We start from the raw sequence: 21,832 nt of genomic DNA, 5'->3' as shown, positions 1-21,832 counted from the left end.
CCGATAGAAAGAAGGATTACATTACAATGGAACGTTTATGGACAAAAAACTATATCATGCTGACAATTACAGCGTTATTACTATTTAGTGGTTTTTATTTATTAATGCCAACACTACCGATGTTTATTAAACAATTAGGTGGAAGTGAATCTCAAGTTGGATTTATTATCGGCGTCTTTACAATATCGGCAGTCATTTTACGCCCGATTGTTGGCGGATTAATGGATCGATATGGCAGGCACGTATTTATAATAAGCGGACTACTCTTTTTTGCAGTGACAATGTATTTTTACGATTGGGTAACAGGTATTATATTTTTAGTGGCATTACGTATCCTTCATGGAATCAGCTGGGCAATTGCGACAACTTCGATTGGAACGGCTGTGACCGATGTGATTCCACCATCTCGTCGCGGAGAAGGAATGGGTTGGTACGGACTTGCAATGACGTTAGGCATGGCTTTAGGACCAATATTAGGTCTTTGGGTAGCGAAATCATTTTCATTTCATTATTTATTTCTACTATGCACAGCATTAGCACTTATTGCATTCATACTTGCATTTGGTACAAAAATACAAGCTGTTCAACATACATCAAAACAACCAATCTCATTTTTTGAAAAAACGGTTTTACCAATCGCCATTGTGACATTTTTCTTATCCCTTACTTTTGGTGGCATAACAACGTTTTTACCACTGTTTGCGGCAAAGATTCAAGTGAATGCTGGTACTTTTTTCTTAGTTTATGCTGTCACACTTATAGTCATTAGACCGATTGCAGGAAAAATATCCGATAAGCGTGGAGAAGGAATCATTATTGTTCCTGCGCTTTTTATAATGATAATTGCACTATTCGTCCTAGCGATGACAAAAGGGCTTGTTGGACTCGTTATAACAGCTATTTTGTACGGAATTGGATTTGGATCGGCACAACCTGCTCTTCAAGTAGCAACGATACGATTAGCCCCACCAGAGAAAAGAGGAGTAGCGAACGCTACATTCTTTACTGCTTTTGATTTAGGGATTGGTTTAGGATCTATTCTTTTAGGATTTGTTTCACAAATTATGGGATATCAAATGTTATTTATTGTTTGTGCTGTATCTGGGTTTATTAGTCTGGTACTTTTTATTTTGTTTGTAAAAAAGAGATTAAAATAGCGTTTTAGTTTACGAAAAAAACGTTATTCTATTTTGTGAATAGAAGGTTCGAAGTTATCGTATATTTGGTTATAAAAAACTACACCTCAGTTGTGCCTAACAATTGAGGTGTAGTTCATTTTTTGAGTATTTTTATGCCGATACCAGCAAATTATTCCAGTAATAAAGAAAACGGACTCTACTTTACCATCCATCTACCTTTTGACATTTCGTCGTTATTCATGAAAAATTGTTTCAGGCTATTTTAAATCAAAATGCAGAAGAGGCACAAGCATATGCTATGCAAAATTTGGAGCTGAAATATTAAATAACATGTAAAATATCAGATGATATTATGAATTATAAAAGGAGATAGAAAAATGTCTGGAACGATTTTTCAAGTAAAGTCTGTCAATATTGGTAAAATTGAAAATCTAAACTATGGAAAAACTATTATTTCAACAGCAATAAGAAAGCGCCCTGTTCAAGGAAGGCTTTTTTTAACGAAAACAGGTTTAGCTGGAGATGAACAAGCCTATAAAGATCATGGTGGAAAAGATAAAGCTTTATGTGTATATTCTTATGATCATTACGCTCATTGGAGCAATATAATCCATAACATGATAAATGATTCACTCTTTGGAGAAAATATTACAGTATACGGGTTGACTGAAGAAAAAGTTCATATTGGAGATATCTTCGCTTTCGGAGAAGCAATCCTACAGGTTTCCGAGCCAAGAAATCCATGTTATAAGCTTGCAAAAAAATATGACGTTCCTACTTTAGCGCTTGAAATGCAACAAATAGGATATACAGGTTTCCTATGTCGAGTGCTACAAGAAGGGGAGGTGTCGTCAAGTGATTATTTACAACTTGTTGCATCGCATCCAAAAAAGGTATCGATTTCACAAGTCAATCATGTTAAATTTCACGATAGATACAATAAAGAAGCGCTAGAAAGGATTATTGAGGTGGATGCACTATCGGAAAGCTTACGAGAGTTATTATTGAAACGATTAAATAAATAATTACACCACAAAAAAGAGTTGAGTGAATATAAAGCTATATATGGGGTACAGTCACACATCCATCATAGACTATTTTTGAAGTTAAAAGCACGTTACTATTCTCTTTTGTTAATGAGAAAGGGTGATGAGAGCCCAAAATGTATACATTCATATTCACAGATGATATCCTTTTAGTTGGATTCTTGCGCTGAAGCAGCAAGAAATTGTTGTTCTTTACGCATTAATTTGTTTTTTTATGGAAATATATATTAGTAAGTATACGATTTGAACGTTCTATTTTTTAGAGTATAACAGGAGGAGAATGAATATGTCGGAAATTGAAGTAGGCGAAATTTTTACCCTTAGCGATGAGAATAATGAGGAGCAGGAAGTTGAAGTGCTCGGAACGATGAATGTCGAAGGAGCAGAATACATTGCTGTTGGCTTTGTAGAAGACATTCAAACGGAAACAGAGGAAGACATTGATATCTTCTTTTTAAAAGTAGAAGAAGGTAGTGACTTCTCATACATTGAGAGTGATGAGGAATTTGAAAAAGTATCTGCTGCATTTGAGAAAATTATGGACGAGCAAGAATAATATGGGTTGGACACAAGAGGGGGGATGTATATCCGCCTTCTGTTTTTGTATAGAGGGGTACCGCTACACATCCTTAAGTTGATGGATGTGGGAACGTACTAACATAAAACCCACGCTAAGAAAAAAATTATTATTGGAATGGTGACATGTTTTGCATTATTATTCTCATTTTGGGTGAATCTTGGTAAACTCAATTCCTTATTATAACATCTTTGGAAATTTATTAAGTTAAATATTTGGTTTTTATTATATAATAAAGGGATATCATGGAAAGAAAGGGAATATTCCTAATGAAAATAACAAATTATACATCATCGTATATTACTAATACTAAATTTAATGAATCTGAAAAAAAGGATCAATCTACTGTAGAAATTAAACATAATAATAAATATGAGAGTGAATCAGATAAGAGAATGAGCTTAATGCAAGAAAAGTATAGCAAGATTCATGAGGAAAACATGTTATATGCTAATCCTGAACAACATATTAATAATAAATATCTTAGTTATTATTCAGCAGAATCTCGTCATGATTTAAGTAAAGAAGAGAGAGATATTGCATGGCGAGCAGAAATGAATATGTTGAGAAACGGTAAAGTTGATTTTTATGATATAAGGGATTCTTTGTTTAGAAATTCAGATTCTATTAATGGTGTAGTTGAAAATCATAAAGAGAAAGCTTTTCAGCGTGAACAAGTAAATCGTCAGATTCAAAATTTATTTATTCAAAAAAATATTGATATCCCAGATGATGAGAACTTAACTTTTAGTGTTGATCCGAATAATTTTCAAGTTACGGTGAAAGGTAGTAAGAATATACAATTGCTGCAACAAATTGAAAAAGTTTTAAATGATAAAAATAATGGTGAGGAATTATTTTCGCATATTTTTCAAAGTAGTGATTTTAAATCTGAACAAATGAAGCCAGAGGCAATACGTAAATATGGTTTAATTTCTACACTTAGATCAGGAACGGGGTATAATTTACATGATTTAGAGCGTAAAGATGGTAAGTTTTTAACTTCTGATGGTCAAGATGTATTTGAACTCTATTTGAATCATATGCGTCAAAACCCGTATGAGCGTAATTATGTGAGTCTTGCGGCATCAGTATATGGTTCAAGGTATGATAAATTAGCAGAAAATGGTTTTGATGCGATGCCAGATTTAATATTATCTATTAATTATAGTAATAATAAGTTACAGGATATTGGCCAAAAAGAAAATTATAGTGATCTTTATTGGCTTGCTGATTTAGAAAAAAGTGTAGAAGTTGAAAATAAAAAGAATAAATAGAATTTAAGTTACACTTGAGAAAACAAAGGAAGAAATCATTTCTATTGCCAATGAATTAAAGCAAATGCCTATTAATACTATATATAGATGCAAATTGAAAAACTAACATAAAAACCCTTTTCTTTTTCGGTGGGCGAGAGCAACTGGCCATGCATAGAGGCAGTCAGTTTCTTTTCCTGCCACGTGCAAAGTTTAAAACAAAGAGAGAAAGCAAGTAGCGGCCATGTTTTGTTCTGCATAGCAGCGACTTAGATGTTAAAAGTCAACTTGTATTTATATATTCTTGTCATTGCACTGGTTCGAAAGGATATAAAATCCTAAATACTGTTTTAAAAGAGAAATTGTATGCTTTCCCAACAGGTAAAAAAATAATTTTAGATTAATAGTGTAAGACTCAAGTAGGAAATCCAAAAGAAGGTATTGAAGTGCCATAAAAAACTCCCCCCAATTATTAGTTGTGTCTAACAATTGGGGGGAGTTCATTTTTTGAGTGTATGCATAAAACCTATTTTACATTTAATAAATACGACCCATTTTTATTTTCATATTTGTAGACATGCAAATAATATTTTCCTGGTTTCGCATTATATTCACCTTTAATGGTATTATCGTTATTTTTCCCATAGGCTACCATATTTTCTAAATCTGATTCATGATAAAGTGTCCATGTCATTCCAATTTGTTTTTCATTTACTACGGAAATATCTATATTTTGCGGTGAATTAATCGTAAAAGTATAGATATCTGACTTATCATTGTCGTTAAGATTTCCTTTAATAGTCGTATTGAAATCTATTAGATTTGCCTTTGAATCTTCGTTATTTGGTTCTTTTTCTCTTAGGTATTTTGAATCTTCTCCATTTGGTTGAAATCCTAATTTTAACAATATAGCTTTTAAATCTGGTAAAACACCAATTCTATCATAATCTGGCTCTCCAGATTGTGTTCCTGTATTTGGGTTACTTAAGATGTCTCTTAACTCACTTGGTTTATAGGATTGACCCAAATGCTCCTTCGCAATACTTTGTATGGAAACGGCTGCACCGGCAATAATTGGTGAAGCGCTCGATGTACCATTAAAGCTAGACGTATATAAATTTTTAACATTTCTATTTGGATCTGCAGAAGTTGTATCTACCTTTTCACCCCATCCATATACATCAATTCGACTGCCATAATTTGAAAACCATGAACGTCCGTGATGAACAGCTGGTACAGCAGCTCCGACCATGATTGCACCGGAATCTTTAAAATCTTTGCTATTACGGTTCAAGACTTTTTTTCCATCTTTATTTTTAAATTCATCTAAGTCATTCCAACCATTTGCTCCAGCCTCGATGATTACAATTCCTTTATCCGTTCCAGTGCGAATCGCATCAAATACATCTGGTTGCACTTCAACTGGTAAATATTTATCACGATATCCTTCATAAGATGATTGTGCCTCTAACAATAAAACATCACCGGCATGTAGATGTTTTACAGCACTTAATATGGCATCCGCTGTGTTATAACTACCATCATCCCTAATTTGAGATACTACTTTTACTGTGGCTTTTGGTGCAATACCAATATTGCCGATTTGATTATCTTCCGCAGAAACAATGCCCAAAACAGATGTTCCGTGCGCAACGTGACCCTCTACATTTTTTCCGGATATAAGTTCGATATTTTGCTTTTCTAGGTCTTCATGATTTAATAGCCAGCCATACTCCATATCTGTAAATGTTATACCTTCTCCATCGCCTCCCTTGATCCCCCAAGCGTAAGGCGCATTAATACCGTATGGTGCCTCTTTTAGGTATCCTTGGCTTTCAAATCTAGGGTCATCATAAGGATTAAGAAATAAGTTTGGCATTTGTACTTCCGGTGGTGTTACATTTTCCGGTTCTTTTATGTATACATCCTCTATTAAAGATGATTGTTTTAACTTTTCTACTAATACTTCTGCTTGTCCATTCTTTGAAACTTGAATTACATAATAATTTAATAAGTTAGAAGATGAAGTATTATTATCGGTTTCAGCACTTTTATTTAGACTTTGAATTTCGTCAGGACTTACAGATGTAAATAAGCGTGTTAATGTTAAATCTGGGAATTCAGAAAAAAACTTTTCTAGTACTATATCATTTTTTTCCTGTTTTATTCGCTTTTCTATCCCATCCTCGTATGGTAAATTGATCTCATTTTTAAACTTTACAATAACTTGCTTTTCTTCTTGTTTTTCTACATTCGCTTCTTTTTTTTGTACTACTGAATCGTTTGAAGCAGCACTTACTATATTAGAAGTTTGTCCTACTCCAGTAAAAGTTGTAATTGCTATTGTAGATGCGAGCATTCCTTTTAAAATTTTCATAAATTTCCCCTCTACTTTTCTTTTCTAAATAATTTCCTACAAAAATATCAAAGTAATTACGTACAAATCTTTATACTATATATATCCAAATTAAAAAACCGACATAAAAACCTCTTTCTTTTTAGGGGAGGACGAGAGCATCTGGCCGTGCATAGAAGCGGTCAGGGCCTTTTTCTGCCACATGCGATGTTTTAAAACAAAGGGAAAAAGCGAGTACAGGTGGTGTTGCAGTCTGCATAACAGCAACTTATATGTCGGAAAATTAAAATTGATTTATATAGATAAATTATAATGAACACTTGAAACAACATCAATATATCGAGATATGCAATATTGCATATCTCTTAAAGTTTTGCGATTATACTCTGTATGTTGGGCAACAAAAAGGAAAAAACTATAACAATATACCATATTAGGTCTGCTTTTCTCGCTTACATAAGTTCAAAAATAGCTATAAGGCTTATAGTTAAATCTTTTATTGTCTTCTCTTAGCCATTCTTTTGCTTCTCTTGTTTGTTTCGTTACTTGCAGTATATATGGATTTGGATGAATATTCCTTTTTTGTTTTTTATCGGTTCATCACCAAAAGTCATGGTTGCGTACACTGCACTCCGAGTGGATGCTTTCCGCGGGGCGAGAGCGAGCCTCCTCGGCAAGCCTGCGGGGTCTCACTTTCCTCGCTATTTCCCGCAGGAGTCACCACTCTCCGTTCCGTGTACTAAAACGAATTCATCTCAGAAAAATCAACCACATGTTATGGTGATGAACCTTTTTATCCCATTGGTATATAGGAGATAAGAAGTGTGAAGTTGAATCATATGTAAATTAATAACAAAAAAAGTTTGAAAAAATCTCCAAATAATTTTACAATATAAATATATAGATTTATTAATATTTAAGGAGGGATTATGATGCAAACACCTGTATGGGATGCTATTTTAAATGCAATTATTAATTTTTTCCATCTTCCACGTTGCTAGTAAATAAAGACAAAACCGGCTCCTTCTTGGAGTCGGTTTTTTATATGGCGAAATCGCTCAGCGTGTATATTTATTAAACTGTCCATTTTACAGGGTACAGTTCAATAAGAAGATTATTTCTTATGTATTACATTTCTTTGTAATACATATACTTGAGAGAATATGAATCTATTTTTTATTGAATAGACCTAACGTATCCACTCTTCAAGAATTCGTACCGTTTTATTCGTTGCATCCATCTCTATTTTCATACCAATTGGAACGGTTAACATCGGGTGGGTGTGGCAGCAATCAAAATCCGCAATAAAGGGTATGTTAATGCCATCTAAAACTTCTAATAGAATTTCATATGGTTTTTTATTTGTGCCACAATCGTTAAATTGCTCATGTTTGCCAAGAATTAAACCAGAGATTTTATGAAATACGCCATTGAGTTTTAGTAAAGAAAAACTTCTTTCAATGGTAGCGGCATCTTTTGATGTGTCTTCGATAAAAAGAATATCTCCTTCTTTTATTTCTGGCATATATTCGCTACCCCAAATACCGCTTAAGGTGTTCAAATTCCCTCCAATTAATCGTCCTGTTGCTTTTCCAGAATTTACACAGATCCACTCATTTTTTATACGTTGTTTTTCCTTCGTTTTTTCTTCCCAATTGATAAACTCGTCCGTCCAATACGGCGGCTTTTTAATCATATATGGTAATGTTTGTTTCTCTTCTAACACGTCACTAAGATATTCGTATGTAAAGTTAACAAATGGTTCAAATTCACCAAATGAAGGGATTAATGCAGGGCCATAAAATGTATGGATTCCAGTTTTGGCATATATCCCGAGTAAGATGGCAGTCACATCAGAATAACCGATCATGATTTTCGGGCTTTTTATAAAAGCTTCGTAATCAATATAAGGCAATATTGAATTAGAATTCATCCCGCCAATGGTTGACATGATGCATTTGATGTTTGGATTTCTTATTAACTCATTTAGTTCTTCAGCCCTCTCTTTAATGCTTCCAGACCGATAGTGATCATGTTTTCTAGTTAAATTTCCTTCTATTATATGAAACCCTTTGTTCTCTAAAAATTTTTTAGCTCGATCAAATCTTTTCGGTGCTGTATAAGTTGCTGGTGATGAAGGGGAATAAATCCCGATTATATCTCCTTTTTGTAATCTGCTAAGTTTCATCGTTTTCTCTCTCCCCTGAAAGATGTTTATGTATGACGGTTCCTTCTTTATAGGTTATCTTTTGAAAATTACTTTTTATCCAATGTATAATATATGGAAAAGTACTGCAATATGAATCTTTCACAATACTTAAAAAGAAACTACCATTCTAAAAAATAAGCAAAAGTACCGTTCCAAAAGGAGGAGAGCTTCATGCGAAATGCTGTATACGAGTTGGTTGAGACGAATGACAGTCTGCCCTTTGATGTTTCACTAAACAGTGTGAATTATGTACCGAGCCATTGGCATAATAGCGTAGAGATTATTTTGGTGCTGCGCGGTACTGTGGAGGTTCGGCTAAGTCATGAGAAACGAACGCTTTCTGAGGGAGACGTGCTGCTTATCAACCAATGTCATGTGCATGAGGTGATTGGCCTTGATCGGAACATTATTGTAACGTTTCTGATTCCTTTCAGTTATTTGAAGGAACATATAGTACAGGCGGATGAGATTAGCTTCAATTGTTATTCGGGGGATAAGGAGCGGCGTCATGCTTTAGATGAGATGCGGCATTTGCTTGCTGAGATGGTGCAACTCAATTATCAGAAAGGCGATGCGTATGAGATTGATATGCAAATTCGAATGCTGGAAGTGCTCTCTATTCTTTTAAAACACTTTAAGGTTCCTGCATCTGCTGGCGTTATGAATGAGAAGTATATGGAGCGGATGCTCCGGATTATTACTTACATAGATGAGCATTATAAGGAGCCGATTACGTTACAGGCAATTGCCGAGCGCGAATTTTTGTCTGTTCCGTATTTGTCTAAGTTTTTCAGTGATAACATCGGCCTTAATTTTCAATCTTATTTGACGAGTATTCGTTTGAAACATACGGTGGAGGAACTGCTTTACAACGGCGAAATGTCTATTGTTGATATTGCCTTAAAGCACGGTTTTCCGAATGCAAAGTCGTTTTATACTGCTTTTAAAGCAAGGTATAACGTAACGCCAAGTGAATATCGGAGGCATTTTCGTCCGGATTTTGGGAAGAAGAAGGAACGGGAATCTGCCAATTATTTGACGTTTAATCAATCGAGCGCACTCGGAATTATTAGCCAATATTTACAGAGAAGTCCTTCGCAGCAGGCAGAAGAGATTACGGCGCTAGAAACGGAGGCATATCAGGTTGGTGTATCCGCTCACAGCAATTCGATAAGGCATACATGGAAGAACTTAATTACGATTGGAAAAGCAAAAGAAGGATTGCATGCGGATGTGCAGTGGCAGCTGAAACGAGTTCAGGAGCGCTGCCCGTTTCGCTATTTGCGGTTTCATGGCATATTTGATGATTCTATGATGGTATACACGGAGAATGAGATAAGGCAGCCGGTATACAATTTTAGATTGGTCGATGAGTTATTTGATTTTCTTCTTTCTGTTAGGCTGAAGCCGTTTATTGAGCTTGGCTTTATGCCATCTGCCTTGGCTGCGGATCAAGACAAAACGATTTTTTATGTAAAGAGCTATATGAGTCCGCCAAAGTCTATGGATACATGGTGTGAGCTTGTCGATCGCTTTTTACGCCACTGTCTGAATCGGTACGGCAAGGAAGAGGTAGAATCTTGGAAATTCGAATTTTGGAACGAACCGGAGTTGAAGGCGTTTTGGCCGGGGACGATGGAGGAATATATGGAGTTGTATGCCCGTACCTATGAAACTGTGAAACGTATATCGCCTCGTCTTCAAATCGGGGCACCCGGCCGAATCATTACCATTGACGGGGAAAAGTTTTACGATGAGTTTTTCGCGTTTTGCCATGAGCGGCAGTGCATGCCCGATTTCGTTCCGCTTCATTTTTACCCGCATGAAATGGTGAGTAATTTAGAGCAATGTAACATATTTAATGAATTGGAGTCGTTTCGGAAACTGATTGAAGAGTTTGGCGGTGGATCTCCGAATCCATATTTTCTAAAGGATCGATTAGCAAATGAGAAAAGATTGCTTGAGAAATATCAGATGTCCGGGACCAATCTGTATTTGACGGAGTGGAATTCGACTTCGTATCATCGCGAGCTAACAAATGATACGTTGTACAAAGCTGCCTATATCGTCAAAAATATTATCGAAAACTTGGACAGCATTGAAGGCTTTGGCTATTGGGTGCTAAGCGACAACATTGAAGAAACGGCTGCGCCGCCGGATTTGTTTCATGGTGGGCTTGGCCTGATTGCTCAATATGGCATACCTAAGGCTGGGATGATTGCTTATGAATTACTGGCGAAATTGGGTGATCGACTTATTGAGCGTGGTGACCGTTACATCGTGACGTCTGGACGGGACGGTTATCAAGTGCTGACCTTTAATTATTGTCATTTCGATGATTTTTACGCGCTTGGTGATATTTCCTTTATCGATGCAGTGAACAGATATAACGGTTTTAAGGACGTAAAGACGGTAAAATTAGAGCTGGAGCTGACAGGTTTACCGAGCAGCAAGTATCGAATGGTTACTCGTACGCTTGGCCGAAAGCATGGGAGCAGCTACGACCGTTGGGTTGAGATGGGAGCGCCGAAATCAATCTCTTTAGAAGATGTGGAATACTTGAAAGCGGGCGCCTGTCCTCGTATGACGAGTCAGTATATTAAAGTGGATAACAGTTACACTTGTATTTCCATGTTGGAGCCGCATGGAGTCGAGCTGATTGAACTCATTCCTGTTTGGTAACAAATTGTGTTAAAATTTAACCTTTTTTCATGGAATGAATGATGTTGCTTACACAAACAGATTAAATATGGAAATAAAAGTCGATAAACCGCTGTCTCTTCGGAGACGAGCGGTTTTCATTATAATAAAACTGTAAACGCTTTCTGAAGATATGTGACTTATATGCTATACAGTGATAAATATCAATTTAGTTTAAAGAAATGGAGGGATCTTCTATGTCAGCCAAGGAAAAAAACGCAGGTGAGCCGTTAGTTGAATACGTCCGTAACGAAGGCGGGCCGCTACTAGGCTGCTCCGCTTTATCAGGGGTCCGCATCATTGAGCAGAACGGTTTGCTTTTTAAAAACTTAAGTAAAGATGGAGTTTTGAAGCCGTATGAGGACTGGAGATTATCGGCTGAGGAACGGGCGAAAGATCTTGCGGCGCGCATGTCTATCGAACAAATTGCTGGCTTGATGCTGTACAGCCGGCATCAAGCAGTTCCAGCTGCGAGCGATAGTTGGTTTCCGGGAACTTATGGCGGAAAATCTTATGAAGAGAGCGGCGCTAAGCCGTGGGATTTGACGGATGAGCAAATTGCCTTTTTGACGAACGATCATCTCCGCCATGTTCTTATTACAACAGTTGAAAATCCAGAAACGGCTGCACGCTGGAACAACAAGCTGCAGGCTGCTGCGGAAGGGACAAGTTTAGGCATTCCAGCAAACAATAGCTCAGACCCGCGTCACGGTTCTGATGCCAGCTCTGAATTTAACGTCGGTGCAGGAGCGGATTCTCGCGTATCATTTTGGCCAGAAACGCTTGGACTTGCGGCAACATTTGATCCTAAAGTGACACGTCAATTTGGAGAAGTTGCCGCGAAGGAGTATAGGGCGCTTGGCATGACAACAGCACTGTCGCCGCAAATTGATATTGCGACTGACCCGCGCTGGTTCCGATTTAATGGCACGTTTGGTGAGGATTCACTTCTATCTACGGATATGGCCCGCGCTTATATGGACGGTTTTCAAACATCAGAAGGTACGAGAGAAATAGAAGATGGCTGGGGACTGGACAGTGTAAATGCGATGGTAAAACATTGGCCCGGAGGAGGCAGCGGTGAAGGCGGCAGAGACGCGCATTTTGGCTGCGGAAAGTATGCTGTTTATCCAGGAAACAATTTTGATGAGCATTTGAAGCCGTTTGTCGAGGGGGCTTTTCAGCTAGAAGGCAAGACAAGCAAGGCTTCTGCGGTTATGCCGTATTACACGATTTCGTTCGATCAAGATCAAGTAAACGGAGAGAATGTCGGCAACTCTTATAGTTCTTATTTAATTACTGATTTACTGCGAGAGCAATATGGTTATGACGGCGTTGTTTGCACCGACTGGCTAATTACTGCTGATGAGGACGGCGCTAAAGATACATTTTTGACCGGTAAGTCATGGGGCGTTGAGCATCTGAGCGTTGCCGAGCGTCACTATAAGCTGCTCATGGCTGGTGTGGACCAGTTTGGAGGGAATAACGAAGTTGGTCCTGTTTTAGAAGCTTACCAATTAGGTGTATGTGAGCACGGAGAGGCTTATATGAGAAAACGGTTCGAACAATCAGCAGTTCGTCTGCTTATGAATATGTTTAGGCTCGGCCTTTTCGAAAATCCTTATCTATTGCCTGAGGAAAGCAAGAAAATCGTCTGCAATCAAGAGTTTGTAAAAGCGGGTTATGAAGCGCAGTTGAAGTCAATCGTCCTCTTGAAAAATAAAGGACAGACGTTGCCGATGAAGCAAAAAAGCAAAGTATACATTCCGAAGCGATATTTGCCAGCTGGAAAGGATTGGTTTGGTATGTCAACGCCGGAGAAACTGGAGCATCCAGTCAATCTTGACGTTGTGGCAAAATATTTCGATATTACCAATGATCCAGACGAAGCAGATTTCGGTCTTGTGTTTATCCAAAGTCCGAAGTCAGGTGCGGGGTACAGCCAGGAAGATGCCGATAATGGAGGGAACGGTTATGTACCAATTAGCCTTCAGTACAAGCCGTATACAGCCGTGCATGCCCGCGAACAAAGTATTGCCGGCGATCCTAGAGAAAACGATGTACTAAACCGTTCGTATAAAGGGAAAACAGTGACAACGCACAATTCATCTGACTTGGACATGGTGCTTGAAACGAAAGAAATGATGAAAGGAAAGCCGGTCATCGTATCAATTTTATTGTCGAATCCAATGGTTGTCGTAGAATTCGAAGCGGAAGTTGATGCGATTGTAGCGAACTTTGGCGTTCAGGATCAGGTGATTATGGATGTTTTAACAGGAGTTTATGAGCCATCAGGCTTATTGCCGATGCAAATGCCGGCGAATATGAGAACAGTTGAACAGCAGTTAGAAGATGTTGCACATGATATGGAATGCCACGTTGATTCTGAAGGAAATGAATATGATTTCGCCTTTGGACTCAATTGGAACGGTGTAATGGAAGATTCGCGAACAGCGAAATATGGGAGAAATTAAAATAATCAAAAAAGGAGACGGTAATGATGAGTAATACAACTTCTTACATGAATCTAGTTTCGAAAATGAGTGAGGATGTGCAAACTATCCAAAAAAGAGGCTTCGATTTTATTGTGAAACGAATTCCTGACTCTGATGCAACCTGCGAATTAGATCCTAGGGTTCTCCAAGTGACTTTACAAGCGGCAGAAAAAATGGCTGCGATGGAAAGTGAATCATTTGATCCTTCAGATACGGCAGGTTTTGTTACAGGAATCCGAGCTATGATGGGGTGGAACAATGACGACGTAACGAAAAGTAAAGTCGAAACGACATATAAAACAATTGATGGCACAAATGGACCGATTCCACTACGAATTTACACGCCTGCTAACGAAGGGATTCTGCCTGCAGTTGTTTTCTTTCACGGCGGAGGTTTCATAGGCGGCAGTGTGGATGTCGTGGAAAATCCGTGTAAATCATTGGCAGAAAAAGCTGGCGCCGTTGTGATTTCCGTTGATTACCGCTTAGCGCCTGAACATGCATATCCAGCAGGGCTGACAGATTGTTTCGAAGCGGTAACATGGGTGTATGAGCACGCTGACGAAATGCATGTGAATCCGCAGCAAATTGCTGTATCTGGAGACAGTGCAGGTGGGAATTTAGCGACGGTGTGCACGCTCATGGATATTGAAAAAGGAACAGATATGATTAAGTTTCAAGCGCTTATTTACCCAACAGTGAATATGGCTGGCGTTCAAACTGAGGATTTCAACTGGAGCATCGACCAATATGAGATTCGCAACTATTCTGAGCTCATCACTCCAATGATTAAAGGGTTGGCTGAAAGCGGCGAGTTATTTTTCAGTCTCTATTTGCAAAGTAAAGCGGAAATCACTGATCCTCACGTTTCTCCGCTCCTTTCAGATAAGCTCGGCAGTATGCCGCCAACACTAATTGCAACGGCCGAATTTGATTATTTAAAAGTAGAATGCGAAGCCTACGCGGCAAAACTTGCACGCAGCGGCGTTCCTACGAAGCTGATTCAATACAACGGTACAGATCATGCGTTTATGGACAAAATTGGTTTATATCCGCAGGCGGAAGATTTGATGAATGAAATTGCGAAAGAAATGAAGAGAGTGTTTGTTTAATTTTAAAGAGCTTGTTCAAAAAATGTGTTTTTTGAACAAGCTCCAATATAAAAAGTATGTGCACAGGAAAAGCGGATTGTGATGATGAGGAAGCAAGTAATAATGTTCAAAACCATTTTATTATGAATGGTTTTTTTGTTTTTTCATTAGTATTAAAAATGTAATAACCTCATTTTTAATTTTTTAAATGATTGCCGTCTATTTGAAGTTTTCCTGAATTTTCGATATTATAAGAACGTATGTTTCTATTGGTTACAAAGATGAGCGTAGGGATAAATTACTACATAAAAAAAGCAAGTCTATCAACGAGAAGTTCTAATTCAAGCAGGGGAATTGAGATATAGAAACGAATGTTTTGCATTGTATTTTGAGAAAAAATTTAATTGTGGAGGAATGATTTATGTATGTAACAATTTCAGACTTTATTAGTGAATGGAATAGGGAAGCGATGCTAACTCAAAAAGTTTTGGATGGTTTGACAGATGAATCGTTACAACAACAAGTTTATCCAGAAGGTCGTACTTTAGGAAGAATTGCATGGCACTTTACAACAAATATTCCAAACTACTTAGCTCATTTCGGGTTGAAGATAGATGGAGTAGACAATAAAGAAAGTGTACCAACTTCAGCGAAGGAAATTGCTGACACTTTCAAAAATATAAGTCTCGATGCAGCAAAAGTTATTGAAGAACAATGGACAGATGAATCCTTAAAGCAAATCCAAGAAGCATTTGGAAGACAGGAATCAAACGCTGCAATCTTAATGGGACTCATTAAGCACATCGTTCATCATCGTGGACAAGTTACAGTTCTTATGCGTCAAGCAGGAATAAAACCATTTGGAGTGTATGGTCCACCAAAAGAAGATTGGATTCATTTAGGCGTGGAAAATCCACCACTATAGTGCTACAAATTCATATTGCTACAAATTAAAGAGAAGAGAAATTAAGGAATAGTTATTTCTCTTCTTTTTTTAGAATGTTGCTAAAAAATGTTACCAAATTCGAATATTAATCATCATCGCATCGGCGTTTTCTACGGTCTTTATTTTTACGTTGTTTATAGCAGTCAAAACATTGAGAAAAGGCGTTATCGCTACATTGTTTTGGATCTCGTTCGCATGGATTAAAGCTAGGATTAGCTAGAACTTCGTATGGTCTCATCATATCGTAATCTTCGTGTTCAAGAATGTGACAGTGCCACGGGTAGATACCTGTAAATGGCCCAAAGCGTGCGATAATCCGGGTTACTTCGCCGGGATTAGCACGAACCGTATCTTTCCATCCTCTCTCGTTTGGATCAGGTGGTATGGGCGGTCCGACTTTGAGGTTAGAACCATTTGGATCGCCAGTAAATACAGCACGATTCAAAATTTGAAAATTGACAAGGTGCAAGTGAATCGGGTGAGTGTCTGGTGTCGTATTGTACAGCTCCCAAATCTCTATCGTTCCATTATACGGGGTTTCTGTAATGGGCTGATCCCACTCCATGTTATTTAATAATGGCATGGGGCGTCCAAAATTATCGGTAGCTTCAAGTAAAGTGTTTTTTCGTGTTATTACAGCATCCTGAGGATTCAGGTGTTCTAAGCAACTCAACGTTTCTGGAATTTTGCTTTTGTCAGGTTTGCGGCATGTTTCTTTGACGCGAAATTGCATAATCTGCTTCAAATCTTCAGAAGGACTATCGCCGTCAGGGAATGGGGTTGGTGCGTCATTTGTTAAAATAATATTTTGACCATTATGGTTTGAAAAATCGACAATGACATCGGCGCGTTCCGCAGGTGCAAGGATGATTTCGGATACTTGGACTGGTTTTTCCAAAAGCCCTCCATCCGTACCAATTTGAACAAAATTTTGCCCAGAGCTCAGCTGCATACGATAAAAACGAGAATTGGAGCCATTGAGGATGCGGAATCGGTATTTCCGCGGTTCAACCTCAAGATAAGGCCATACTTTTCCGTTTACTAAAATAGTGTTACCGAAAAATTCAGGTGTGACTGACGGATTTGGTAATGTAGGATCGATTGGTGGAGGTGGCTGCGTTGCTGGGGGCGCCATATTTCCTGGTTGGGATGGATAGAAGAGTTCACCATTGGCATAGAACGAGCGATCTTGGATGACCAGCGGGATTTCAAATTTTTCGCTCGGAAGATTCAACTTTTTCTCTTCTTCATCTCTGATAAGGTAGAAGCCCGCAAGCCCTGCATAAACGTTCAAACGAGTGATTCCAAGGGCGTGATCATGATACCAAAGTGTTGTAGGGCGTTGACAGTTTGGATAATAGTAGACTTCAGTTACGAATTTCGGCCCAACATTGTTAAAATCTCTTGTGAACCATGCATCAGGATATCCGTCACTTTCTGGACGAACCCGGCCTCCATGTAAATGGACAACTGTCCGAACAGAAGGTACGGATGCTTCCGCACCATGAACCGTTTGGTCGACAGGCAACAGATGTTCAAAGGGCAATTTATTGTTCCATTCTACAAAAATAGGGCGATTTCTTTCTACTTCGAATGTCGGGCCCGGATACATACCGTTGTACCCCCAGACGGTAGTTGGCGGCAAATCACGATGTAGTTTTTGTTTAACTTGCTCCATCGTTACCTCATAGAATGGGATTCCATTATGGGTACCTTCTGGTTTTAAGACAGGAGGAATTGGTAATGCATCGACAAATTTCTTTAAAGACAATGAACTGCCTCCTTTCAAAAAAATGAAATATTGTTTGTTATATATCATATGAATTTCATGTAGGGCGGTATAGACGGATTTTTAATACCAAACTAATATAAACACTGCTACATCACTATCCAAGTCATGTGGAGTGCGTCAGCGGACGGCGGAATTCGGGTTTGAGTGAGGGGAAAAGGAAAAAAGTTTGTTTAAAATGCACATAACTGAGAGTCCACGAATTGAAGAAGGTAATTATTTCTATTTAACGGAATATATATATGAGAAGGAGTAAATATCGACAGAAAATATGAAAAAGGGGATATATTTTATGAAGGAGTTTTTCCGAAATCCTTTTAAGGTTGCGGTAACCTCTTTAATTGCAACTATATGTGTATTAATTTTACTCATGTGTGTCTTGAATTTATCAGGATTCGATTCAACGATTGTACATATGATTGGTAAAGTAGTTATCGCTATTTCTTTACCTTTTTTAATATTGAACCCTTTATTTGGGTTTATCTATTCGTTTTTTATTAAAGGGAAAATGAAAATTCTTTATATCATATTGCATTTAGCATGTATATGTACAATCTCTGTTTTTGCATTTATGGCATTTATGTTTAGGTATTTTGTTCTTTTTGCTCCATAGAGACGGAAAAGGAGAATTTGAAGTGGTGGGGGAAGAAGAGCCTCCTTGTTGTTTTGATAATAATTATTGTTTGTAATATAGCATTCCATTTTTATAGAAAAAACCTTAAATTTTTTAAGGTTTTTTCAAATTTACTCCGCTATTCGTGGGCAGTAAAACCTTCATTGATGGAAGCTGCACTTGATTTATTTTCCTTTTCACTCTGCTCCTTCAGCAACAAATTCCTAAGCACATGCGCTCGGTAACTTTCCAATTTCCGCCCTTCATAATAATTAATTCCAAGCTTTTTTAACTCATACACGTACCAGCCTTTTGTTCCGTAATACATGGTGAACCTTCTCCTTTTTAATTTTTAATAGTATATGTAGGAGCATGAAAAGGAAAGCTTGTCTTACTTGCGGAAAGTGTGGATTTTTGTGCGTGCTATAATAAATAGAAAAATATTGGAGGACTTGCGATGCCAGTCTATAACAAATTAGTACGCGATCGTATCCCAGAAATTATTGAAAAGACAGGAAAGACATGCACAACAAGAATCTTAAATGAAAAAGAATATATAGACGAAATCTGTAAAAAAATACAAGAGGAATTAGCAGAGTATGTAGAAGCGGAAACTCCAGAACATAAGTTAGAAGAACTAGCTGATCTATTAGAGCTTGTTAACGCCCTAGCGCAGTACCAAGGTGTAACGCTCGAAGACGTCGAAAAGGTCCGTAAAGAAAAGGAAGAAAAGTGAGGTGGGCTTTTTGTTTTTCTTTAGGTGTGGTACTTAATAAAACCATGATAACATTTGATCTATAGATAATAATTCACAAAAACAGCACAGGAATTCCTCCTGTGCTGTTTCACATACTTTCTATATTAAATTTCCGTCTCTAAGTGTTAATATCCGATCACATACATCAAGAATTTTCTCATCATGCGTAATCATAATCGCAGCTTTTTGATTTTCTTTTACTTCTCGTTTCATCATTTCGACAACTTCTCGCCCACGTTTTGAATCAAGGCTTGCCGTTGGTTCATCTGCTAATATTAAATCTGGATTATTCATAAAAGCACGAGCAATTGCAACTCTTTGTCTTTCCCCGCCAGATAACTGATGTGGATAGTGATTTTTCCTCTGAGATAGTCCAAATACTGTTAGCAAGTGATTCGCACGCGTTTCAGATTCTTTTCGGTCTTCTTTCTTTAATTTGGCAATGTATAGTAATTGTTCTTTTACATGTAAATAGGGAACAAGGTTAGCAAATTGAAAAATGAACCCGATTTTTCTTAACCGAATATCTGTCATTTCCTTTTCTGATAAATGAGTAATATTTTGCTCACCAATATAAATATTACCTTTTGATGGTGATAATAATGCTCCAGCAATCGATAATAATGTGCTTTTTCCTGAGCCAGAAGGCCCGACAATACCGATGAATTCTCCAGCCTTCACATCAAGTGAAATTGGATGAAGGGCTGTTACCTCTGTGTTTCCTTCGCCGTATACTTTACTAACTCTATCTAGCTTCAATAGCGATGTCATTACATGCCTCCTCCAATCGCCTCTAGTGCATCTACTTTTAATACTTGATATAAGGAAATCAGTGATCCTAGTATACTAATTACAATAAAGATTCCTGCATATTGGACAATCGTTGTCGTTGTCAATAAGAACGGCATACTTTCTGGTAAAATTCTTTGTAACACTTCTACAAGTACGATGCTTATCGTCATCGCGCCAACAGATAAGAATAAGACTTGTACAACTAACATATTTGCTAAATACGAATTTTTCGTTCCAATTGCTTTTAGTACACCTAATTGCTGTGTTTTTTGTAATGTAATAACATAGAAGAATACACCGATTAAGAGTGTTGCAATCACGAGTAAGAATGCAATAATCATTTTTAATGAGTTTTGTTGCCCTTTATGGCCTGGAATACTTTGAAGAACTTCGTTTTTCTCTATTACATTTGCATTTTTTACTTCCTTATCAGTACGAAGAGCAATTGCGTTGTAATCCTTTTGGATCGGCTGTGCAATTTCTCCCCATACATCTTGATTCACATAAACAACAGGTGTGTGACTGAATTTTTGACCTCTTGTAAAGCCAACAATTTTAAATTCTTTTTTAGAAACCGGATCGATAATCATATCTCCAATATCTATGCCCTTTTCTTTAATCGATTCGTCAGCAATCATTTCATTTTGTGCTGTTCCTAATGCATGCCCTTTCACAATCTTTGGTTCCAAAAATGTTTCGCGTTCACTTGCAAATATTGCAATATCAACCTTTTTTGAACTATCCTTCTTTTCATATGTCGAAATTTTCACATGGAATGGTACAGCATCTTTTGCCCCCACTTGCTTTACTACATCATCCACATCTTCTTTCTTAATTTGTGAACGGAGCAATGAATTTTCCTCATCATTTGCTAATACAAACTTTTTAGCATCCATATTTTGAATGGAAGAGACAGTATTATACGCTAAACCATTTGCTAATCCAGAAATCACAAGGACCAAAAATGATAATAAAATCATCATAAGCCCAATTAATCCATATTTTAATTTTGATTGCTTTAATTCACGCAGAGCTAAAAACATTCTGCTTGTCCCCCTTATTTATCTCTATTTCTTTCTTCTCTTTTCCTTCTTGTACTTAACATGGTTAATTAATATTGTACAGCAAACAAGCAGGAAATAAATAGTAAATGCAATGCCATTATCAGATTTAAATCTTTGTATACAAATAAAATTCCTTCGGTAGCTTGAAATATGACAAGGATAAATAAAATGAAATACCCTCGATATATCACTTGTTGTTGTTGATAATGACGCGTAGCAAAATCATCATATTTTTCTTTTTTATTATTATCAAAAACACATATGACTAAAAGGGCATATGTTTATCATATTGGTTTGTTAAAATTTGGACAATGGATATAAGAGTTTTGAAACAAATAATTCACAATTTAAGAGCAATGTTAGGAGTTTTAAGAATGGTAATTCGATATGCATTGCTAGGACTACTTTTCAAGAGCAGGTCATATATTCTGGGAATTCAAGTCATTGGCAACCGGATTGAAGCGTTGAGGCAGCAACAATCACAAGCCCCTACTTCAAAACAAGTTAAGCGAGAAATAAATGAGAGTAACAAGGATGCCCTTATTGAATCACTGAAACGGAAGATTAAGAAATTAGAAGATGATAACAAACAACTTAGAGAGCAATTGAAGGTTGCTTATGCAGGGATGAGGGGGCTGTATAAGCCGTGCTTTCACGCCTGAATATTTCGAGTTTCTCCGCAATAACATTGTCAGGTGCCATAGCTTTACGCGGAAATTTTCTGTTGATATAAAGATTCTTCTGGAACGAGTCGCTAAAGAAATCACTGGGGCAAACGCGATGCAGATTGTAGATAGAATCCGCGAAACATTTCGTGAAAATGCCGCAATGCTAAGAGAAATAGAGAACAAGGCGGATGCATTTTTCGGTAAGAAAAACTTGCAAACGAGCCTTATGCAATCTATTACCATGCTTACTACTCGATGGGTAAAAATGCCAGTCACTCCCTGAGAAATGTCGAAGCTGCAAAATTCATTCGACATTTCCAGGATGATGACAGTG

General features: G+C 37.5%; 17 protein-coding genes and 3 pseudogenes. 13 read left to right on the top strand and 7 right to left on the bottom strand.

All coding sequences use genetic code 11. From position 1 onward, the window contains the following. Positions 1-26 precede the first annotated feature (26 nt). The 5 genes and pseudogenes from Q9306_RS16290 to Q9306_RS16270 all read left to right on the top strand — a co-directional run bounded on the left by Q9306_RS16290 (position 27) and on the right by Q9306_RS16270 (position 4,039). On the top strand, positions 27-1,157 hold the full coding sequence (locus tag Q9306_RS16290) for an MFS transporter (RefSeq protein ID WP_306200381.1): 1,131 nt from the start codon (positions 27-29) through the stop codon (positions 1,155-1,157). A 217-nt stretch (positions 1,158-1,374) separates the two neighbouring features. Then, positions 1,375-1,464: pseudogene (locus Q9306_RS16285) on the top strand (FadR/GntR family transcriptional regulator); the annotation flags it as partial. A gap of 52 nt (positions 1,465-1,516) precedes the next feature. After that, positions 1,517-2,164, top strand: coding sequence for an MOSC domain-containing protein (locus Q9306_RS16280; RefSeq protein ID WP_306200379.1), 648 nt, complete (start codon positions 1,517-1,519; stop codon positions 2,162-2,164). Positions 2,165-2,471: 307 nt separating this feature from the next. After that, the gene (locus Q9306_RS16275) at positions 2,472-2,741 is read left to right on the top strand and encodes a DUF1292 domain-containing protein (protein WP_306200377.1); all 270 of its coding nucleotides are present in this window, start codon (positions 2,472-2,474) and stop codon (positions 2,739-2,741) included. Between the two features lie 290 nt (positions 2,742-3,031). After that, the gene (locus tag Q9306_RS16270; RefSeq protein WP_306200375.1) at positions 3,032-4,039 is read left to right on the top strand and encodes a DUF4885 family protein; all 1,008 of its coding nucleotides are present in this window, start codon (positions 3,032-3,034) and stop codon (positions 4,037-4,039) included. A 505-nt stretch (positions 4,040-4,544) separates the two neighbouring features. Here Q9306_RS16270 and Q9306_RS16265 read toward each other — a convergent pair. Then, on the bottom strand, positions 4,545-6,395 hold the full coding sequence (locus Q9306_RS16265; RefSeq protein ID WP_306200373.1) for a S8 family peptidase: 1,851 nt from the start codon (positions 6,393-6,395) through the stop codon (positions 4,545-4,547). 1,168 nt (positions 6,396-7,563) lie between these two features. Then, positions 7,564-8,562, bottom strand: coding sequence for a S66 family peptidase (locus Q9306_RS16260; protein ID WP_306200371.1), 999 nt, complete (start codon positions 8,560-8,562; stop codon positions 7,564-7,566). 192 nt (positions 8,563-8,754) lie between these two features. Between Q9306_RS16260 and Q9306_RS16255 the strand changes: the two genes are divergently transcribed. The 4 genes from Q9306_RS16255 (at position 8,755) to Q9306_RS16240 (ending at position 15,794) form a co-directional block, all read left to right on the top strand. Then, positions 8,755-11,265 carry a GH39 family glycosyl hydrolase gene (locus tag Q9306_RS16255; RefSeq protein WP_306200369.1) on the top strand — a complete coding sequence of 837 codons (2,511 nt, stop codon included), beginning with the start codon at positions 8,755-8,757 and terminating at the stop codon, positions 11,263-11,265. A gap of 200 nt (positions 11,266-11,465) precedes the next feature. Beyond that, positions 11,466-13,757 carry a glycoside hydrolase family 3 protein gene (locus tag Q9306_RS16250; RefSeq protein WP_306200367.1) on the top strand — a complete coding sequence of 764 codons (2,292 nt, stop codon included), beginning with the start codon at positions 11,466-11,468 and terminating at the stop codon, positions 13,755-13,757. 26 nt (positions 13,758-13,783) lie between these two features. Then, positions 13,784-14,890, top strand: a complete 1,107-nt coding sequence (locus tag Q9306_RS16245) for an alpha/beta hydrolase (protein WP_306200365.1) — start codon at positions 13,784-13,786, stop codon at positions 14,888-14,890. 400 nt (positions 14,891-15,290) lie between these two features. Beyond that, positions 15,291-15,794: a DinB family protein gene (locus Q9306_RS16240; protein WP_306200363.1), complete on the top strand. Its 504-nt coding sequence runs from the start codon at positions 15,291-15,293 to the stop codon at positions 15,792-15,794. A gap of 106 nt (positions 15,795-15,900) precedes the next feature. Here the strand turns inward: Q9306_RS16240 and Q9306_RS16235 are convergent, their stop codons facing one another. Next, entirely contained in the window at positions 15,901-17,586 is a 1,686-nt protein-coding gene (locus Q9306_RS16235; protein WP_306200361.1) for a multicopper oxidase family protein, read from the bottom strand. Between the two features lie 310 nt (positions 17,587-17,896). On the opposite strand from Q9306_RS16235, the gene Q9306_RS16230 reads away from it, so the two are divergent. Continuing rightward, complete coding sequence (locus Q9306_RS16230) at positions 17,897-18,217, top strand: hypothetical protein (protein WP_306200359.1); 321 nt, start codon at positions 17,897-17,899, stop codon at positions 18,215-18,217. A gap of 139 nt (positions 18,218-18,356) precedes the next feature. Here the strand turns inward: Q9306_RS16230 and Q9306_RS16225 are convergent, their stop codons facing one another. Beyond that, positions 18,357-18,545 (bottom strand): YflJ family protein, encoded by a 189-nt coding sequence (locus Q9306_RS16225; RefSeq protein ID WP_306200357.1) that lies wholly within the window; start codon positions 18,543-18,545, stop codon positions 18,357-18,359. Between the two features lie 129 nt (positions 18,546-18,674). On the opposite strand from Q9306_RS16225, the gene Q9306_RS16220 reads away from it, so the two are divergent. Beyond that, positions 18,675-18,953, top strand: a complete 279-nt coding sequence (locus Q9306_RS16220) for a nucleoside triphosphate pyrophosphohydrolase (RefSeq protein ID WP_306200355.1) — start codon at positions 18,675-18,677, stop codon at positions 18,951-18,953. A gap of 120 nt (positions 18,954-19,073) precedes the next feature. On the opposite strand, the gene Q9306_RS16215 is transcribed toward Q9306_RS16220, so the two are convergent. The 3 genes and pseudogenes from Q9306_RS16215 to Q9306_RS24670 all read right to left on the bottom strand — a co-directional run. Beyond that, entirely contained in the window at positions 19,074-19,745 is a 672-nt protein-coding gene (locus tag Q9306_RS16215) for an ABC transporter ATP-binding protein (RefSeq protein ID WP_306200353.1), read from the bottom strand. After that, positions 19,745-20,809: an ABC transporter permease gene (locus Q9306_RS16210; RefSeq protein WP_306200351.1), complete on the bottom strand. Its 1,065-nt coding sequence runs from the start codon at positions 20,807-20,809 to the stop codon at positions 19,745-19,747. Before Q9306_RS16210 ends, Q9306_RS16215 begins: the two co-directional genes overlap by 1 nt. Positions 20,810-20,886: 77 nt before the next feature. Further along, positions 20,887-21,048, bottom strand: a pseudogene (locus tag Q9306_RS24670) (heme A synthase); the annotation flags it as partial. Positions 21,049-21,282: 234 nt separating this feature from the next. Here Q9306_RS24670 and Q9306_RS16205 point away from each other — a divergent pair. After that, a pseudogene (locus Q9306_RS16205) lies at positions 21,283-21,492 on the top strand (hypothetical protein); the annotation flags it as partial. A 118-nt stretch (positions 21,493-21,610) separates the two neighbouring features. Further along, positions 21,611-21,781 carry a hypothetical protein gene (locus Q9306_RS16200; RefSeq protein WP_306200350.1) on the top strand — a complete coding sequence of 57 codons (171 nt, stop codon included), beginning with the start codon at positions 21,611-21,613 and terminating at the stop codon, positions 21,779-21,781. The last annotated feature ends 51 nt before the right edge of the window (positions 21,782-21,832 follow it).

Origin of the sequence: Bacillus multifaciens (assembly GCF_030756675.1) — a bacterium.
GTDB classification, from domain to species: domain Bacteria; phylum Bacillota; class Bacilli; order Bacillales; family Bacillaceae_G; genus Bacillus_A; species Bacillus_A multifaciens.
This window is presented reverse-complemented; position numbering and strand designations above follow the sequence as displayed.

What these genes read in the sequence shown, in the direction of transcription:
- Q9306_RS16290 (WP_306200381.1), top strand. Translation starts at nt 27, where the DNA reads ATGGAACGTTTATGGACAAAAAACTATATCATGCTGACAATTACAGCG.
- Q9306_RS16280 (WP_306200379.1), top strand. Translation starts at nt 1,517, where the DNA reads ATGTCTGGAACGATTTTTCAAGTAAAGTCTGTCAATATTGGTAAAATT.
- Q9306_RS16275 (WP_306200377.1), top strand. Translation starts at nt 2,472, where the DNA reads ATGTCGGAAATTGAAGTAGGCGAAATTTTTACCCTTAGCGATGAGAAT.
- Q9306_RS16270 (WP_306200375.1), top strand. Translation starts at nt 3,032, where the DNA reads ATGAAAATAACAAATTATACATCATCGTATATTACTAATACTAAATTT.
- Q9306_RS16265 (WP_306200373.1), bottom strand. Translation starts at nt 6,395, where the DNA reads ATGAAAATTTTAAAAGGAATGCTCGCATCTACAATAGCAATTACAACT.
- Q9306_RS16260 (WP_306200371.1), bottom strand. Translation starts at nt 8,562, where the DNA reads ATGAAACTTAGCAGATTACAAAAAGGAGATATAATCGGGATTTATTCC.
- Q9306_RS16255 (WP_306200369.1), top strand. Translation starts at nt 8,755, where the DNA reads ATGCGAAATGCTGTATACGAGTTGGTTGAGACGAATGACAGTCTGCCC.
- Q9306_RS16250 (WP_306200367.1), top strand. Translation starts at nt 11,466, where the DNA reads ATGGAGGGATCTTCTATGTCAGCCAAGGAAAAAAACGCAGGTGAGCCG.
- Q9306_RS16245 (WP_306200365.1), top strand. Translation starts at nt 13,784, where the DNA reads ATGAGTAATACAACTTCTTACATGAATCTAGTTTCGAAAATGAGTGAG.
- Q9306_RS16240 (WP_306200363.1), top strand. Translation starts at nt 15,291, where the DNA reads ATGTATGTAACAATTTCAGACTTTATTAGTGAATGGAATAGGGAAGCG.
- Q9306_RS16230 (WP_306200359.1), top strand. Translation starts at nt 17,897, where the DNA reads ATGAAGGAGTTTTTCCGAAATCCTTTTAAGGTTGCGGTAACCTCTTTA.
- Q9306_RS16225 (WP_306200357.1), bottom strand. Translation starts at nt 18,545, where the DNA reads ATGTATTACGGAACAAAAGGCTGGTACGTGTATGAGTTAAAAAAGCTT.
- Q9306_RS16220 (WP_306200355.1), top strand. Translation starts at nt 18,675, where the DNA reads ATGCCAGTCTATAACAAATTAGTACGCGATCGTATCCCAGAAATTATT.
- Q9306_RS16215 (WP_306200353.1), bottom strand. Translation starts at nt 19,745, where the DNA reads ATGACATCGCTATTGAAGCTAGATAGAGTTAGTAAAGTATACGGCGAA.
- Q9306_RS16210 (WP_306200351.1), bottom strand. Translation starts at nt 20,809, where the DNA reads ATGTTTTTAGCTCTGCGTGAATTAAAGCAATCAAAATTAAAATATGGA.
- Q9306_RS16200 (WP_306200350.1), top strand. Translation starts at nt 21,611, where the DNA reads ATGCAGATTGTAGATAGAATCCGCGAAACATTTCGTGAAAATGCCGCA.